Origin of the sequence: Micromonospora sp. CA-240977, assembly GCF_050942285.1 — a bacterium.
In the GTDB taxonomy this organism is placed as follows: Bacteria; Actinomycetota; Actinomycetes; order Mycobacteriales; family Micromonosporaceae; genus Micromonospora.
In genome coordinates, this window is sequence record NZ_CP192055.1 from 2,563,673 (window position 1) to 2,577,743 (window position 14,071).

Annotated in this window: 17 protein-coding genes; 11 read left to right on the forward strand and 6 right to left on the reverse strand. The window is 73.2% G+C overall.

Going from position 1 to position 14,071, the window contains the following annotated elements; translation table 11 throughout:
- Positions 1-50: 50 nt before the first annotated feature.
- Positions 51-1,535 (forward strand): glycoside hydrolase family 3 protein, encoded by a 1,485-nt coding sequence (locus ACQPWW_RS11855; protein WP_433132017.1) that lies wholly within the window; start codon positions 51-53, stop codon positions 1,533-1,535.
- A 14-nt stretch (positions 1,536-1,549) separates the two neighbouring features.
- Here the strand turns inward: ACQPWW_RS11855 and ACQPWW_RS11860 are convergent, their stop codons facing one another.
- Together ACQPWW_RS11860 and ACQPWW_RS11865 are read right to left on the reverse strand one after the other, a co-directional pair.
- A complete protein-coding gene (locus ACQPWW_RS11860) occupies positions 1,550-1,837 on the reverse strand; it encodes a GNAT family N-acetyltransferase (protein ID WP_433132020.1) in 288 nt (95 codons plus the stop codon).
- Positions 1,834-3,060: a cysteine desulfurase-like protein gene (locus tag ACQPWW_RS11865; protein ID WP_433132023.1), complete on the reverse strand. Its 1,227-nt coding sequence runs from the start codon at positions 3,058-3,060 to the stop codon at positions 1,834-1,836. The genes ACQPWW_RS11860 and ACQPWW_RS11865 overlap by 4 nt, the downstream gene beginning before the upstream one ends.
- 97 nt (positions 3,061-3,157) lie before the next feature.
- Here ACQPWW_RS11865 and ACQPWW_RS11870 point away from each other — a divergent pair, with 97 nt between their 5' ends.
- The 7 genes from ACQPWW_RS11870 (at position 3,158) to ACQPWW_RS11900 (ending at position 7,423) form a co-directional block, all read left to right on the forward strand.
- Positions 3,158-3,523, forward strand: a complete 366-nt coding sequence (locus tag ACQPWW_RS11870) for a hypothetical protein (protein ID WP_433132025.1) — start codon at positions 3,158-3,160, stop codon at positions 3,521-3,523.
- A 59-nt stretch (positions 3,524-3,582) separates the two neighbouring features.
- Positions 3,583-4,404, forward strand: a complete 822-nt coding sequence (locus ACQPWW_RS11875) for a DUF1206 domain-containing protein (protein WP_433132027.1) — start codon at positions 3,583-3,585, stop codon at positions 4,402-4,404.
- Between the two features lie 83 nt (positions 4,405-4,487).
- Entirely contained in the window at positions 4,488-5,675 is a 1,188-nt protein-coding gene (locus ACQPWW_RS11880) for a mechanosensitive ion channel family protein (RefSeq protein ID WP_433132029.1), read from the forward strand.
- A 182-nt stretch (positions 5,676-5,857) separates the two neighbouring features.
- On the forward strand, positions 5,858-6,292 hold the full coding sequence (locus tag ACQPWW_RS11885) for a phage holin family protein (RefSeq protein WP_354888048.1): 435 nt from the start codon (positions 5,858-5,860) through the stop codon (positions 6,290-6,292).
- Entirely contained in the window at positions 6,289-6,663 is a 375-nt protein-coding gene (locus tag ACQPWW_RS11890; protein ID WP_433132033.1) for a DUF3618 domain-containing protein, read from the forward strand. Before ACQPWW_RS11885 ends, ACQPWW_RS11890 begins: the two co-directional genes overlap by 4 nt.
- A complete protein-coding gene (locus tag ACQPWW_RS11895; RefSeq protein WP_433132036.1) occupies positions 6,660-6,932 on the forward strand; it encodes a DUF4235 domain-containing protein in 273 nt (90 codons plus the stop codon). Before ACQPWW_RS11890 ends, ACQPWW_RS11895 begins: the two co-directional genes overlap by 4 nt.
- A gap of 287 nt (positions 6,933-7,219) precedes the next feature.
- Positions 7,220-7,423: a cold-shock protein gene (locus tag ACQPWW_RS11900; RefSeq protein ID WP_030338233.1), complete on the forward strand. Its 204-nt coding sequence runs from the start codon at positions 7,220-7,222 to the stop codon at positions 7,421-7,423.
- A gap of 125 nt (positions 7,424-7,548) precedes the next feature.
- On the opposite strand, the gene ACQPWW_RS11905 is transcribed toward ACQPWW_RS11900, so the two are convergent.
- Positions 7,549-7,743, reverse strand: coding sequence for a hypothetical protein (locus ACQPWW_RS11905; RefSeq protein WP_433132038.1), 195 nt, complete (start codon positions 7,741-7,743; stop codon positions 7,549-7,551).
- Positions 7,744-7,831: 88 nt separating this feature from the next.
- Entirely contained in the window at positions 7,832-8,815 is a 984-nt protein-coding gene (locus ACQPWW_RS11910; RefSeq protein ID WP_433132041.1) for an aldo/keto reductase, read from the reverse strand.
- An 83-nt stretch (positions 8,816-8,898) separates the two neighbouring features.
- Between ACQPWW_RS11910 and ACQPWW_RS11915 the strand changes: the two genes are divergently transcribed.
- Both ACQPWW_RS11915 and ACQPWW_RS11920 read left to right on the forward strand, forming a co-directional pair.
- A complete protein-coding gene (locus ACQPWW_RS11915; RefSeq protein ID WP_433132044.1) occupies positions 8,899-9,693 on the forward strand; it encodes a trans-aconitate 2-methyltransferase in 795 nt (264 codons plus the stop codon).
- Positions 9,690-10,712 carry an adenosine deaminase gene (locus tag ACQPWW_RS11920; RefSeq protein WP_433132046.1) on the forward strand — a complete coding sequence of 341 codons (1,023 nt, stop codon included), beginning with the start codon at positions 9,690-9,692 and terminating at the stop codon, positions 10,710-10,712. Before ACQPWW_RS11915 ends, ACQPWW_RS11920 begins: the two co-directional genes overlap by 4 nt.
- 233 nt (positions 10,713-10,945) lie before the next feature.
- Here ACQPWW_RS11920 and ACQPWW_RS11925 read toward each other — a convergent pair whose 3' ends face one another.
- Positions 10,946-12,349: a HAMP domain-containing sensor histidine kinase gene (locus ACQPWW_RS11925; protein ID WP_433132049.1), complete on the reverse strand. Its 1,404-nt coding sequence runs from the start codon at positions 12,347-12,349 to the stop codon at positions 10,946-10,948.
- 29 nt (positions 12,350-12,378) lie between these two features.
- Complete coding sequence (locus ACQPWW_RS11930; RefSeq protein ID WP_433132052.1) at positions 12,379-13,068, reverse strand: response regulator transcription factor; 690 nt, start codon at positions 13,066-13,068, stop codon at positions 12,379-12,381.
- Positions 13,069-13,141: 73 nt separating this feature from the next.
- On the opposite strand from ACQPWW_RS11930, the gene ACQPWW_RS11935 reads away from it, so the two are divergent.
- Positions 13,142-14,062, forward strand: coding sequence for an ADP-ribosylglycohydrolase family protein (locus ACQPWW_RS11935; protein ID WP_433132054.1), 921 nt, complete (start codon positions 13,142-13,144; stop codon positions 14,060-14,062).
- Positions 14,063-14,071: the final 9 nt, after the last annotated feature.

Consider the following 14,071-nt stretch of genomic DNA (forward strand, 5'->3'; position numbering starts at 1 on the left):
GGGGGCGCACCGTCGCCGGTGATCGACGCCAAGCGCCAGGAGGGGGTGGCGTGACCACACCCACCGGGCACCTCCCGGCCCTCGCCGCCGCCGTCCTCCAGCCCGGGTTCGTCGGCACCACCCCGCCCGACTGGGTGTGCCGTTGGCTCGGCGAGGGCCTCGGCTCGGTGGTGCTCTTCGCCCGCAACGTCGTCGACCCCGAGCAGGTGGCGACGCTCACCGCGACGCTGCGCGCCGAGCGTCCGGACGTCATCGTGGCGATCGACGAGGAAGCCGGCGACGTCACCCGACTCGAGTCGGCCCAGGGCAGCTCCCGACCCGGCAACTTCGCCCTCGGGGTGGTCGACGACCCCGAGCTGACCGAGGCGGTCGCCCGGGACCTCGGCATCGAGCTGGCCGCGGCGGGGGTCACCCTCAACTACGCCCCGGACGCCGACGTCAACTCCAACCCGGCGAACCCGGTGATCGGCGTCCGCTCGTTCGGCGCCGACCCGGCACTTGTCGCGCGGCACACCGCCGCCTGGGTCAGCGGGCTCCAGGCCGGCGGCGTGGCGGCCTGCGCCAAGCATTTCCCCGGGCACGGCGACACCCGCGTCGACTCACATCACGACCTGCCCCGGATCACCGCCGACCGGCACCGGCTGGACACCTGCGAGCTGGTCCCGTTCCGGGCCGCCGTCGCGGCCGGGGTGCAGGCGGTGATGACCGGCCACCTGCTGGTGCCCGCGCTCGATCCGCAGCTGCCGGCCACCCTGAGTCAGCGCATCCTGAGCGGGCTGCTCCGCGACGAGATGGGCTTCTCCGGAGTGGTGGTGACCGACGCCGTGGAGATGCGCGCTGTCGCCGACCGGTACGGCTTCGCCGGGGCGACGGTCCGCGCCCTCGCCGCCGGAGCCGACGCGATCTGCGTCGGCGGCGAACGGGCCGACGAGCAGGCGGCCCGCGAGCTGCGCGACGCCATCGTGGCCGCTGTCGTCTCCGGTGAGCTGCCCGAGGAACGCCTCGCCGAGGCGGCCAAGCGCGTCGGCCAACTCGCCGCCTGGACGATGGCCGCGCGGGCCGCCGGACCGGCCGGAGCACGCGACGCCGCCGACGTCGGGCTCGTCGCCGCCCGTCGGGCCGTCCGGGTCACCGGGCCCGCGACCGACGCGCTGCCGTTGACCCGCGCGGCGCACGTCGTCGAGTTCGAGCCCCTGCGCAACATCGCCATCGGCGCGGAGACCCCGTGGGGCATCGGCGCGCCGCTGGGTGAGCTGCTGCCCGGCACGAGCACGGTCCGCTACGCCGAACCCGACGTGCCGGCCAACCCGGGCGCCGGGGCGGGGGCCCGCCCGCTGGTGCTCGTGGTCCGGGATCTGCACCGGCACGACTGGATGTTTGCCGCCGTGCGACGGGCTCTCGCCGCCCGGCCGGACGCGGTCGTCGTCGAGATGGGCGTGCCCGAGGTGGTCACCGGGGCGGTGCACCTGGCCACCCACGGTGCCACCCGGGCCAGTGGCCGGGCCGCCGCCGAGGTGCTGACCGGCGCCCGCTGAGCCGACCGTCCCGCTCAGGGCAGGTCGGCGACCAGGTCCGCGTACTCGGGGTGCTTGTCGATGAACGCGGCCATGAACGGGCACTGCGGCACCACAGTGGCGCCCCGGGCGCGGACCTCGTCCAGGGTGCCCCGCATCAACTCGCCGCCCACGCCCTTGCCCTGGAAGCCCCGGTCCACCTCGGTGTGCGTGAAGACCAGGACCTCCCCCCGCATCAGGTACGCGGTGAAGCCGGCCAGCGCGTCGTCCACCAGGATCTCGAAGCGGTGCTTCGCCGGGTTGTCCTCGACCAGGGTGCTCATCCGTCCATTCTCCCCGCACCGTCGGCCACCGCGTCCAGTTCGCCGAGCAACCGGTCCACCTCGTCGGCGGTGTTGTAGTGGTAGATGCTGGCCCGCACCGCACCGCCGCTGTCGCGCAGACCCATCAGCTGGAAGTACTCGTAGGCGTAGTAGTCGCCGACGGAGAGGCAGAACCCGGCGGCGCCCAACGCCTGCTGGGTGGCCGCCGGTGACATCCCGGCGACCCGGAACGACACAGTGGGGCAGCGCCGGGCCGGCGAGCCGTACACGGTGACCGCCGGTCGCTCCGCCAGGCCGGCGAGCAGCCGGTCCAGCAGCGCCTCCTCGTGCGCCTGGGCGGCGGCCAGGCCGGCGCGTAGCCGCGCCCGCCGGTCCCCGACCGCGTCCGGGTCCAGGCCCGCCAGGTGGTCCACCGCGGCGGTCACGCCGGCCAGCAGCGGGAAGCTGGGGGTCCCGTACTCGAACCGGTCCGGCACGGCGTCGGAGGACGGCACCAGCTTCGCCGGGCGCAGCGCCGCCCATCGGGCCGGGTCGGCCACCATCGCCGCGAGGTGCGGACCGGACCACTTGTACGCGCTGGTGACCAGCACGTCGGCGCCGAGCGAGGCCAGGTCGGTCGGCCCGTGCGGAACCGAGTGCACCCCGTCGACGCAGACCAGCGCGCCGACCGCGTGCGCGATCTTGGCGATCGCCGGCACGTCCGGCACGGTGCCGATGGCGTTGCTCCCGGCGGTCACCGCGACCAGCCGGGTCCGCTCGCCGACCAGGTCGGCGTACTGGGCCGCGGGCAGTTCGCCGGTGTGCCGGTCGACCTCGGCCCAGCGCACCGTCGCGCCGGCCGCCTCGGCGGCCTGCACCCACGGCCGGACGTTCGCGTCGTGGTCGAGCCGGGAGACCACCACCTCGTCACCGGGACGCCAACCAGCGCCGAGCGTGCGGGCCAGCGTGTAGGTCAGCGCGGTGGCGCTCGGGCCCAGCACCACCCCGGCCGGGTCGGCGCCGAGCAGGTCGGCCACCGCCGCGCGGGCGTCGGCCACCAGCTCCAACGACCGGCGACCCGGCACGGAGGCGGCGCTGCGGTTGCCGACCGCCGTCCGCATGGCGTCGGTGACGGCGTCGATCACACCGCTGGCGGTCTGGGTGCCCCCGGCCCCGTCGAGGTGCACGAAACCCTCGGTCAGGGCGGGGTAGGCGGCCCGGGTGCGGGCGATGTCGAAGGGCATGTCCCGGACCCTAGCCGGTACGCCCGGCGCCCTGGTCGGCCGGCGGGTGGATCACCGACGGGGGAGGGCGTCGCCGCCGTCTCGTACCCTTGGCGAGGTGACGAACCGACCCGCCACCGTGTCCATTCCCCCCGTCCGCCGCGTCGCCGGTCTGTTCGCCGGTCTGGCGCTCGGCCTCGCCGTGCTCGCCGGGTGCAGCTCGCAGGGCGCCTCCACCGACTGCGGGCTCGACGCCTGCACCGTCACCTTCGAGCGGGGCGTCGACGCGAGCGCCACCATCCTGGGCGTCGAGGCCAAACTGGTCGGCGCCGAGGGCGACCAGGTGACCGTCGAGGTCGCCGGGGAGCAGCTCACCCTCACCACCGGGCAGCAGGCTGCCGAGGCCGGCGGCTTCGCTGTCACCCTGGACAGCGTCACCGACCAGCAGGTCAAGATCCGCGTGTCACGCAACCCGGGCAGCTGACCTGGGCGGGCGGCGGTGGCCGACGTTTGGGAATCTTCCGAATCGGAGATTGTGACGCCATGTCACTCACCCGTAGCGCCGAAGCCACCGCCTCCCGAACGGCGGACAGCCGGTGGCTGGAACTCCTCGCCCGGGCCGGCTTCATCGGCTACGGCATCGTCCACCTCCTCTTCGCCTGGTTGGCGTTGCAGATCGCGTTCGGCACGTCGTCCGACGACGGCGACCAGTCCGGCGCGCTGCGTACCCTCTCCGCCCAGCCCCTGGGCAGGTTCCTGGTCATCGCCACTGCTGTCGGCCTGCTCGCGATGGCGATCTGGCAGGCGCTGGAGGCGGCGGTCGGGTACCGCGCCGAGCGCGGCAGGGAACGCGTCACCGAGCGGCTCGCCTCGGCCGGCCGGACCATCGTCTACCTCTACTTCGCCTGGACCGCCTTCAAGGTCTTCAAGGACGTCGGGTCGAACAGCGCCGACCAGCAGGAGGCGTTGACCGGCAAGCTGATGACCTCCAGCGGTGGCCGCTGGCTGGTCGGCCTGGCCGGGCTGGTGCTCGCCGCGATCGGTGTCGGCCTGGTCATCTACGGGGCGGTCAAGCGGTTCGAGAAGCACTTGAAGACCGGCGAGATGAGCCCCAAGACCCGGACGCTGGCCCGCCGGCTGGGCTTGGCCGGATACATCGCCAAGGGCGTCGCGTACGGCATCGCCGGGCTGCTGGTCATCGTGGCGGCGGTGAACTACGACCCGGAGAAGGCCCGTGGTCTGGACGCCGCGCTGCACACGCTGCGCGAGCAGTCGTACGGCGTGTTCCTGCTGACCCTCGTCGCCCTGGGCATCGCCGCCTTCGGCGTCTACTGCTTCCTCCAGTCCCGGTACCGCAAGGTCTGAACTGGTCGATTGCAGGAACGTCGGGCACTCTTGGGCTTTTGCCCGAAGTGCCCGACGCCTGGTCGAAGGGAAGCCCCGAAACCGTGCAGAGTTATCTCGAAACGGCCGTGGCCGCGCTCGTCGCGGCGGCGGTCGCCCTGTTCCTGGTCGAGGTCGTCCACCGGCTCACCCGGCGGTTCGGCCGCCGGTCGCAGCTCCTGACCGAGCTGACCGACCACGCGCACCGCCCGTTCCAGGTCGCCGGAACGGTCCTCGCCGTCCAGTTCGCCGTCCGCTTCAGCACCGGTTACGCGGTTGGCGAGAGCTGGCGGCGGCAGCTGCTGCACCTGCTCGTCCTGGCCGTCATCGCCACCGCCGCCTGGCTGGTCGCCGCGCTGCTTGTCGTCGTCGAGGACACCGCGCTGGCCCGGTTCCGGGTCGACGTGCCCGACAACCGGCACGCCCGGCGGGTCCGAACCCAGGTGGTGATGCTGCGTCGCCTCACCATCGCGGTGATCGTCATCCTGACCGTCGGCGTGATGCTGATGACCTTCCCGAGCGTGCGGGGCATCGGCGCCGGTGTGCTGACCTCGGCCGGCGTGGTCGGTGTGGTGGCCGCGCTCGCCGCGCAGAGCCTGCTCGGCAACGTCTTCGCCGGCCTTCAGCTCGCCTTCAGCGACGCCGTCCGGCTCGACGACGTGGTCGTCGTCGAGGGGGAGTGGGGTCGGATCGAGGAGCTGACCCTCAGCTACGTCGTGGTGCAGATCTGGGACGACCGGCGGTTGATCCTCCCCACCTCGTACTTCACCAGCAAGCCGTTCCAGAACTGGACCCGGACCGAGTCGGCGGTGCTCGGGACCGCCGAGTTCGACGTGGACTGGGCGGTGCCGGTGCAGACCATGCGCGAGGAGCTGCGCCGCCTGGTCGAGGGCACCGAGCTGTGGGACGGGCGGGTCTGCGTCCTGCAGGTCACCGACGCCACCGGCGGGATGGTCCGGATGCGGGCCCTGGTCAGCGCCGCGGACGCGGGCAGTCTGTGGGACCTGCGCTGCCTCGTCCGGGAGCACCTGGTGGCCTGGATCCGGGACAACCGTCCGACGGCGATGCCCCGGATGCGCACCGAGCTGGGCGACGCCAGCAGCAACCTGCCCTGGCAGTGGGTGCAGCCGAGGCGACCGGCACGCCGCCCGTCCGACACCGAGGCGCCCGACGACGCCCGCGTCTTCGGCGGCAGCGACGACGGCGACGCCCGCAGCGAAGCCTTCGTGGGCCCCGAGGAAGCCCGCAGCTGACCCGGGAGGTTTGGTCGGGCGTGAGCGGGGGATGTGCTGCCGGACATCTCTGGCGAGATCGGCTGAGTCGACTCTTCGGCGCGGCGTCCGGACAACGGGAACGGTGGGCCGCTTGTCGCGTTTTAGGATTGACGAGCGGCAACTCCGGGCATACAGCGCGGTGATAGGGAAAGGAGGACAGCATGGCTGACGTGGCGAACGCCCGCACATCCCACAACGGGAGCGAGCCCTCCACCGCCGAGTTGGTGCAACGGGCCACCGAGCAGGTCTCCCGCCTCGTACGGGACGAACTGGCGCTGGCCCGGGCGGAGTTGACCCAGAAGGGCAAGCACGCCGGCATCGGGATCGGCCTGTTCGGCGGCGGCGGCGCGCTGGCGTTCTTCGGCCTGGGCGCGCTTGTCGCCACGGCGATCCTGCTGCTCGACCTGGTGCTGCCCGCCTGGGCCGCCGCGCTGATCGTGGCGGTGGCCTGCTTCCTGGTGGCCGGCATCCTCGCCCTGGTGGGCAAGAAGCAGGTCAGCCGTGCTGTCCCGCCGGTGCCGGCGGCCACGGTTCGCAGCCTCCGCGCCGACATGGACACCGTCACCGCCGCGGTGAAGGACAGGGGACGGCAATGACGGGCAACGGGACCGGCGACACGGAGGCCCTCCGCGAGGAGATCCGTCGCACCCGGGTCGAGCTGGGCGAGACGATGGAGGCGTTGGCCGCAAAGGCCGACGTCAAGGCCCGCCTGAAGGAGTCCGCCGAGCAGGCGAAGGCGCGGATGCGTGAGCAGGCGGCGCAGACCGTCGCCCGGGTTCGCGGGCAGGCCGTGCGGGGCGCCGGGATGGCGCGGGCGCAGGCCTACGAGAAGAGTGGGATGGTGCGTGCGCAGGCGCACGACAAGGGCGAGTTGGTGCGCCGCAACCCGGTGCCGTGGGCGGCTATCGCCGCCGGTGCGGTGGCGACAGTGGTGGTGCTGATGATCGTGCGGGGGAGGCGTAGGTGAGCAAGAGCATCGGCAGGGTCGCGTACCGGCCGGTCGGCGTGTTGTTGGGTATCGCCGCGGGCGCGGCGGCCGGGGCGATCTTCCGGCAGGTCTGGAAGGTCACCGCGGGCGACGGTGAGGCGCCCAACGCCACCGACGAGGATCGCGGCTGGGGCGAGATCCTGGCAGCCGCGGCGTTGCAGGGGGCCATCTTCGCGGTCGTCCGGGCCGCTGTGGACCGGGGCGGGGCGGTCAGCGTCCGCCGGATGACCGGCAGCTGGCCGGACTGACCACCAAGCGATGTCAGCCCTCTTCCCGCATCGATGGGAAGGGGGCTTTCGCATGGGTTCGGACGCCGCCCAGCGGAACTGAGGCATCCGTCAGGTCACATGTCGGAGAAATTCGTCGGAGAGGTCGTGACAGACTTTTTGCCTCCGTGATTTGCTGGTCCACGCTGTTGCGAGATGGCGTGGGTTGAGAGAAGTCTCCTTCGTGGGGCCGCCTCAGACGCCGCTGCTCGAAAACGGCCAATTGGCCGCACGGCGTGCACGGCCACCAGTTTTAGAAGGAGATACACATGGCTCAGGGAACCGTGAAGTGGTTCAACGCTGACAAGGGCTTCGGCTTCATCACCGTCGATGGTGGGGGTGCTGACGTGTTCGTCCACTTCTCGGCCATCCAGACCAGCGGCTACCGCTCGCTGGAGGAGAACCAGCGGGTGGAGTTCGAGATTGCACAGGGTCAGAAGGGCCCGCAGGCCGAGCAGGTCCGTCCCATCTGAGTGAGACGGTCGGCTCCCGCCGGCCAGTGGGACGATTCGGTCAGGGTCGTTGCGAAGCCCCGTATCCCATCCGGGATACGGGGCTTTGCCCTTGGTGGGGCCGCGCGCCAGTGTGGACCGGCGGGTCAGGTCCGGCGACGCGAGCGCAGGCCGAGCCAGAGCACCACCAGCCCGGCCAACGCCACGAGCGGGCCGAGCACCGCCCAGATCCTCTCGTTGGTCATGACGCTGCCGCTGACGTAGCCGAGGCCCTGCACCGTCCACACCGCACCGATCACCACGGCCAACAGGCCGAGGGTGAGCGAAAGCCAGCCCCTCATCGCGATTCCTCTCCGCCGCCCGGAGCGGCACGCCGTCCTTCAGCATCGCCGGTTGGGCGGCGCGACGCGAGCTCCCCGGGCGCGCCGGTCACCACCGGTCGTGCACCTGCGGGCGGATCAGCTCGTCGTAGACCTCGCGGACGGCGGCCAGCTGGCTGTCGGTCAGCGGCGACAGGGCCGCCGTCTCGGCGTTGCGCCGGGCCTGCTCCGCGTCGCGCGCGCCAGGGATGACGACGGTGACGCCCGGCTGGTCCAGCACCCAGCGCAGCGCGAACTGCGCCATCGTGCGGTCCGCGCCGACAAGCGGCGCCAGCCGGCGGACGGCCGCCAGGCCCCGCTCGTAGTCGACACCGGAGAACGTCTCCCCGACGTCGAAGGCCGCGCCGTGCCGGTTGTAGTTGCGGTGGTCGTCGGCGGGGAACTCGGTGTGCTCGTCGTACCGGCCGGAGAGCAGGCCGCTGGCCAGCGGCACCCGGGCGATGATGCCCACCCCGGCGGCGGCCGCCGCCGGAAGGACCCGCTCCAGGGGCTTGTGCCGGACCGCGTTGAGGATGATCTGTACGCTCGCCACCCCCGGTCGGGCGATCGCGGTGAGCGCCTGGTCGCAGGTCTCCACGCTGACGCCGTACCCGGCGATGGCCTTCTCGGCGACGAGGGTGTCCAGGCCGTCGAAGACCTCGTCGGAGGAGAAGACGGCGGTGGGCGGGCAGTGCAGCTGGACCAGGTCCAGCGTGTCCATGCCCAGGTTGGTCCGGGACCGGTCGGTCCACTGCCGGAAGTTGTCAAGGGTGTACAGCTCCGGTCGTTGCTCGACGCGACGGCCCATCTTGGTGGCGACGGTCAGTCCGGCGTCGGGTCGGGTCCGCAGGAAGCGGCCGATCAGCTGCTCGCTGCGGCCGTCGCCGTACACGTCGGCGGTGTCGAGGAAGGTGACCCCGTCGTCCACGGCGGCGGCGAGCACCGCCATCGCGTCGGCCTCGCTGACGGTGCCCCAGTCTGCGCCGAGTTGCCAGGCGCCCAGGCCGACCGCCCCGACGGTCCGGCCGAGCCGGTTGAAGCTGCGCTTTTCCATGCCCCCGAGCCTAGTGATCGGGTTGCCGGCCTGCCACGGGAGCCGTACGGTAGCAAGACGGACGTACGGTTTGGGAGGCAGAGATGTGGGATCCGACGACCTACCTGCGCTACGGCGACGAGCGATCCCGGCCGTTCCACGACCTGGTCGCGCGAATTCCGGCCGACCGGCCCCGGACGGTTGTCGACCTCGGCTGCGGCCCCGGCCACCTCACCGCCACCCTCGCCGAACGCTGGCCGACGAGCCGGGTGCGCGGCCTGGACAGCTCGCCGGAAATGATCGACCGGGCCACCGCCCTCGGCGCTCCCGTCGACTTCGCCGTCGCCGACCTGCGCGACTGGCGCCCCACCGGGGACGAGGACGTGCTGGTCAGCAACGCCGCGCTCCAGTGGGTGCCCGGCCACCAGGAACTGCTGCGTCGCTGGGCCGCCGAGCTGCCCACCGGCGCGTGGCTCGCCATGCAGGTCCCCGGCAATTTCGCCGCCCCCTCGCACCGCGCGCTGCGCGCTGTCGCCGACGGGCCGGCCTGGCGGGCCGAGGTCGCCCCGCTGCTGCGCGCCGACCCGGTCGACGACCCGGCCGACTACGCGGCCCTGCTGACCGCCGCCGGCTGCGCGGTGGACGCCTGGGAGACTACGTACGTGCACCTGCTGCCCGTCCGGCCCGCCGCCGACCACCCGGTGCTGGCCTGGATGGAGGGCACCGCGCTGCGTCCGGTCCGGGCCGCGCTGGACGCCGCCGGCTGGTCGGCCTTCCGGGCCGAGCTGGGGGTACGCCTCGCCGCCGCCTACCCGGTCCGGCAGGGTCAGGTGTACTTCCCGTTCCGCCGCGTCTTCGTCGTCGCCCGCACCGGCGACAGTGCAGAGGAGAGTTCGTGACCGACCCGTCCGCCTTCATCGCCGGCCTGCCCAAGGTGGAGCTGCACGTGCACCACGTCGGCTCCGCCTCGCCCCGGATCGTCGCCGAGCTGGCCGCCCGCCACGAGGGACGCACCCCCGTGCCGGCCGACCCGGAGGCGCTCGCCAACTACTTCGAGTTCCGCGACTTCGCGCACTTCATCGAGGTCTACCTGAGCGTCGTGGACCTCATCCGCGACCCGGAGGACGTCTGGATCCTCACCCACGAGGTGGCCCGGGAACTGGCCCGCCAGCAGGTCCGGTACGCGGAGTTGACCATCACCCCGTACTCGCACGTGCGGCGGGGCATCCCCGCGCCGGCGTTCTGCGAGGCGATCGAGGACGCCCGTAAGCGCGCGGCGGCCGACTTCGGCATCGAGCTGCGCTGGTGCTTCGACATTCCCGGCGAGGCGGGCCTGCCCGCGGCCGAGGAGACGCTGCGCATCGCGCTGGAGGAGCGCCCGGACGGGCTTGTCAGCTTCGGTCTGGGTGGCCCGGAGATCGGCGTACCCCGGCCGCAGTTCCGGCCCTACTTCGACAGGGCCCGCGCCGCGGGGCTGCGCTCGGTGCCGCACGCGGGGGAGACCACCGGGCCGCAGACCGTCTGGGACGCGCTGAACGAGCTGGGCGCCGAGCGGATCGGGCACGGCATCTCCGCCGCGCAGGACCCGGCGCTGCTCGCCCACCTGGCCGAGCGGCAGATCGGAATGGAGATCTGCCCGACGTCCAACGTCCGGACCCGGGCGGTGGCCAGCCTCGACGAGCACCCACTGCCCCGGCTGGTCGAGGCCGGGCTGCTCGTCACCATCAACTCCGACGACCCGCCGATGTTCGGCACCACCCTCAACGACGAGTACGCGGTGGCGGCCCGCCTGCTCGGGGTCGGCCCCGAGGGTCTGGCCGGGCTGGCCCGCAACGCGGTGACCGCGTCCTTCCTCGACGCCGACGGCAAGCAGCGCATCACGGCCGAGATCGACGCGTACCTGGCCGCCGCCGGTTGAGCCGGTCCGGCCCGTCGCGGCCGATCGCGTGGGGAGCAGGGCGCGCGGCGGGAGCGTGGGTGTGGGGGGACCTGTAACTCCCGCCGCGCGCGCGGCTTCACCGGTCGTGGGTGCGCGTAGACGCTCGGCCGGTGAAACTGTTGGGTTCGCGTACTGATCCTGTCAGCTCGCGGCCGGTCCAGCCCGCTCGTTAACCGCGATCTAAGGAAGACTTGCGACGGCCCACAACCCGGTCAGTCGTCGGTGGGGCGCTGGCGCGGCCAGCGCCGTCCGGCGCCCTTGGTGTCCCGGGCGTCGCGTGCCATCCGCCCGACCAGACCGAAGCGGCTGACCTGCCGCGGCGTCGCCTCCGGATCGGCGAGGAGCATCACCACGCTGGCCCCGCCGAGCCGGGCCCGGTCGATGCTCACCGACCCGTTGGCCTGCAACGCCACCCGCTTGGCGATGTCCAGGCCGAGCCCGGTCGAGCCCTGGTCACTGGTGCCCCGGCGCAGCGCCCGGTCCGGGTTGGCGATGCCGGGGCCGGCGTCGTCGATCCGGATCGCCACGTACCCGTCGCGCCGGGACACGGCCACCTCGAACGCGGTGCCCTGCGGGGTGTACCGGAAGACGTTGCCGATCACCGCGTCCAGCGCGGCGGCCAGCTCGGCCCGGGGCACCGGCGCGGGGATGCGCAGTTGCGCGCCGTTCACCCGGTGTGGCCGGTTCTGGTCGCCGGCGAGGGCCGCCCAGAAGACCATCCGGTCCCGGACCACCTCGCTGACGTCACACATCGCCGGCCCGGCCTCGTGCGCCACCGACTTGCGGGTCGTCTTGATCAACACGTCGATCTCACCCTCCAGGGTGACGATCGCCTGCCGGATCCGCCGGATGCCGCGCAGCCGGTCCAGCTCCGCCGGGCTGAACGAGCCCACGCTGGTGTCGTCGGACTCCAACGCCTCCGCGTCCAACCGCAGCACGGTCAACGGGGTACGCAGACGATGCGACAGATCGGCCACCAGCTCCCGCTCATCGGTGCGGGCCGCGTCCAGCCGGTCGGCCATCCGGTTGAAGGCGTACCCGGCCTCGGCCAACTCACGCGGGCCGGTCGGCTCGACGCGCACGCCCAGATCGCCGTCGCCGATGGACAGCGCGGCGTCGACCAGACCCCGGGTCGAGTCCACCGCGCGGGCGGCGACCCGGTCGACCACAAGCACCGCCGCGCCGGCCATCGCCGCGCCGACCGCGAACAGCAGCAGCCAGGTGCCACCGGCGCCCTCGCCCAGCGTCGAGTCCGGGAGGAACACCTCGACCACCGCCGTCCGGTCACCGAGCACGACCGGGTCGAGCCGGACCACGCCCCCGTCCACGTCGACGACCCGCGACCGCCGGTCGGCACGGGCCCGGTCCAGGTCGCCGCCGGTGGCCCGACCGGCGGACTCGTCCAGGCCCAGGCCGTGCACCACGGGCCGGGTCGGCGCGCCCTCGGCGCTCGCCACCACGGCCCGCTCCACGACTGCCGGATCGGTGCTCACCGCCAGCGCGCCGGTGACCAACGCGCTGCGTCGGGCCGCGTCGGCGATCGCCTCGTCCCGGCTCTGCTCCCGCAGGCTGAGGCCGAGCGGGATCAGGAACGCGAGCGCGACGAGGCTGCACATGCCGGCCGTGAGCAGGGCCAGCGCCGTCCTCAGTCCGGTGCCACCAGCCGGAATCCGACCCCCCGCACGGTGCGCAGGTAGCGCGGCTTCGCCGCGGACTCGCCCATCTTTCTGCGGAGCCAGTACAGGTGAACGTCGATGGTCTGATCCTCGCCGACCGATGGCTGCCGCCATACCTCCTCCAAGAGTTCCCGGCGGGACACTACCCGCCCGGGTCGTGCGGCGAGATAGGCCAGCAGGTCGAATTCCTTGCGGGTCAGCGCCAGCGGCTCCCCGTCGAGCTGGGCGCTGCGCTCGCCCACGTCCACCTTCAGGCCGCCGACGCTGTGCACCGCCGGCTGCACCGTCCGGCTGGCCCGTCCGGCCCGCCGCAGCACCGTGGTGATCCGGGCGTCCAGGTGCGCCCCGGTGAACGGCTTGACCATGTAGTCGTCGGCGCCGGCACGCAGCAGTTTGACCACCGACTGCTCGTCGTCCCGGGCGGTCGCGATGATGATCGGGATGTCGGTGATGCCGCGCAGCATCCGCAGCGCGTCCGAGCCGTCCAGGTCGGGCAGGCCGAGGTCCAGCACCACCAGGTCGGGTGTCTCCGCGGCGACCCGGCGGAGGGCGTCCAACGCCGTACCCACGGCGTGCACGGCGTGCCCCCGGTCGGTGAGGGACCGCAGCATCGCGCCGCGTACGACGTGATCGTCTTCGACCAGGAGCACGGAGGCCACGACAAGACCGTACTGGGCCTGGCAAGTTGATCGCATTGCGACGTGCCTGGCGAGGGGGCAAGCTGGTACGACGATGTCGTTCACCCTGTTCGTCGATGCCCGTCTGGCACTCGCCCGGGACAGCCTCGCCGGTCTCTCCACCGGCGACGCGCTCGGCGCGCAGTACTTCGTGCCGGGGACCCCGTCCCCGGATCTCACCGCGGGCGCACTGCCGCCGGCACCCTGGGAGTGGACCGACGACACCGAGATGGCCTGCTCGGTGCTCGCCGAGCTGACCCGCTCCGGCGGCGTCGACCCCGACCGGCTGGCCCTGGCCTTCGCCGAGCGGTGTGCCCCGCGCCGGGGCTACGGCGCCGGCGCGATGACGATCCTGCGGCTGATCCGTACCGGCACCCCCTGGCCGGTGGCCGCCGCTTCCGCCTTCGACGGCCAGGGCTCCTGCGGCAACGGCGCGGCGATGCGGGTCGGCCCGCTGGGCGCGTACTTCGCCGACTCGACCGCCCGGGCCGCCGCGCAGGCCCGCGCCTCGGCGGAGGTGACCCACGCGCACCCGGAGGGGATCGCCGGCGCCGTCGCGGTGGCCGTGGCCGCCGCGCTCGCCGCCCGGGGCCGCCTCGACGGGCACCGGCCGGCTCCGGAGCGCCTGCTCGCCGGGATCGCCGCCGCGCTGGACCCGGGCACCGAGGTGCACCGGAGCGTGAGCCGGGCGGCCGGGCTGCTCGGCCGACCGGTGGACCGGGTGGTGGCGGAACTCGGCAACGGCTCCCGGGTGACCGCCCAGGACACCGTCGGGTTCACCCTCTGGGTGGCCGCCACCCACCTCGACGACTATCCGGCGGCGATCCGGAGGTGCGTCCAGGCCGGCGGGGACATGGACACCACTGCCGCCATCGTCGGAGCGATAGTGGCCGCGTACACGGGTGTCGGCACGCCGGGCGGCGTGCCCGAGTCGTGGCTGGCCGCCCGCGAGCCGTTACCTACCTGGCTGCCCTGACCACACCCG

Bases quoted from the DNA above. Each gene is read 5' to 3' on its own strand.
- ACQPWW_RS11900 (WP_030338233.1), top strand. From the start codon at position 7,220: ATGGCTCAGGGAACCGTGAAGTGGTTCAACGCTGACAAGGGCTTCGGC.
- ACQPWW_RS11910 (WP_433132041.1), bottom strand. From the start codon at position 8,815: ATGGAAAAGCGCAGCTTCAACCGGCTCGGCCGGACCGTCGGGGCGGTC.
- ACQPWW_RS11925 (WP_433132049.1), bottom strand. From the start codon at position 12,349: ATGTGCAGCCTCGTCGCGCTCGCGTTCCTGATCCCGCTCGGCCTCAGC.
- ACQPWW_RS11905 (WP_433132038.1), bottom strand. From the start codon at position 7,743: ATGAGGGGCTGGCTTTCGCTCACCCTCGGCCTGTTGGCCGTGGTGATC.
- ACQPWW_RS11890 (WP_433132033.1), top strand. From the start codon at position 6,289: ATGACGGGCAACGGGACCGGCGACACGGAGGCCCTCCGCGAGGAGATC.
- ACQPWW_RS11935 (WP_433132054.1), top strand. From the start codon at position 13,142: ATGTCGTTCACCCTGTTCGTCGATGCCCGTCTGGCACTCGCCCGGGAC.
- ACQPWW_RS11865 (WP_433132023.1), bottom strand. From the start codon at position 3,060: ATGCCCTTCGACATCGCCCGCACCCGGGCCGCCTACCCCGCCCTGACC.
- ACQPWW_RS11860 (WP_433132020.1), bottom strand. From the start codon at position 1,837: ATGAGCACCCTGGTCGAGGACAACCCGGCGAAGCACCGCTTCGAGATC.
- ACQPWW_RS11875 (WP_433132027.1), top strand. From the start codon at position 3,583: ATGTCACTCACCCGTAGCGCCGAAGCCACCGCCTCCCGAACGGCGGAC.
- ACQPWW_RS11885 (WP_354888048.1), top strand. From the start codon at position 5,858: ATGGCTGACGTGGCGAACGCCCGCACATCCCACAACGGGAGCGAGCCC.
- ACQPWW_RS11915 (WP_433132044.1), top strand. From the start codon at position 8,899: ATGTGGGATCCGACGACCTACCTGCGCTACGGCGACGAGCGATCCCGG.